This window comes from Streptomyces glaucescens (assembly GCF_002154375.1).
GTDB classification, from domain to species: Bacteria; Actinomycetota; Actinomycetes; order Streptomycetales; family Streptomycetaceae; genus Streptomyces; species Streptomyces glaucescens.
In genome coordinates, this window is record NZ_MUND01000821.1 from 1 (window position 1) to 729 (window position 729).

A 729-nucleotide genomic window follows, 5' to 3' on the forward strand; every position below is an offset into this window, starting at 1 on the left:
CCATGACGGCGGGCGCCCCTTGTGGAGCCGCGGTGCGGATCAGACCTGGCCGGCCTTCTCCAGGGCGGAGCAGCAGGTGTCCACCAGGAGGCGGGTCACCACGTACGGGTCGACGTTGGCGTTCGGACGGCGGTCCTCGATGTAGCCCTTGCCGTCCTTCTCGACCTGCCACGGGATGCGGACCGAGGCGCCGCGGTTGGAGACGCCGTAGGAGTACTGGTCCCACGGGGCGGTCTCGTGCAGACCGGTCAGGCGGTCGTCGATGCCGGCGCCGTAGTTCTTGACGTGGTCGAGCGGCTTGGAGCCCTCGCCCAGCGACTCGCAGGCGGTGATGATCGCGTCGTAGCCCTCGCGCATCGCCTTGGTGGAGAAGTTGGTGTGCGCGCCGGCGCCGTTCCAGTCGCCCTTGACCGGCTTCGGGTCGAGGGTGGCGGAGATGCCGAAGTCCTCGGCGGTGCGGTAGAGCAGCCAGCGGGCCACCCACAGCTGGTCGGAGACCTCCAGCGGGGCGAGCGGGCCGACCTGGAACTCCCACTGGCCCGGCATGACCTCGGCGTTGATGCCGGAGATGCCGAGACCGGCGGCCAGGCAGTTGTCGAGGTGCTTCTCGACGATGTCGCGGCCGAAGATCTCGTCGGCGCCGACACCGCAGTAGTAGCCGCCCTGCGGGGCCGGGAAGCCGCCCTCGGGGAAGCCGAGCGGGCGGGAGCCGTCGAAGAAGGTGTACTC

The 729-nt window shown here is 70.2% G+C and carries 1 protein-coding gene; it reads right to left on the reverse strand.

The window, feature by feature from the left end:
- Positions 1-39: 39 nt before the first annotated feature.
- Positions 40-729, reverse strand: a 690-nt coding sequence (gene glnII / locus CCN42_RS37810) for a glutamine synthetase (protein ID WP_086741776.1), incomplete at its 5' end; no start/stop codon positions are given.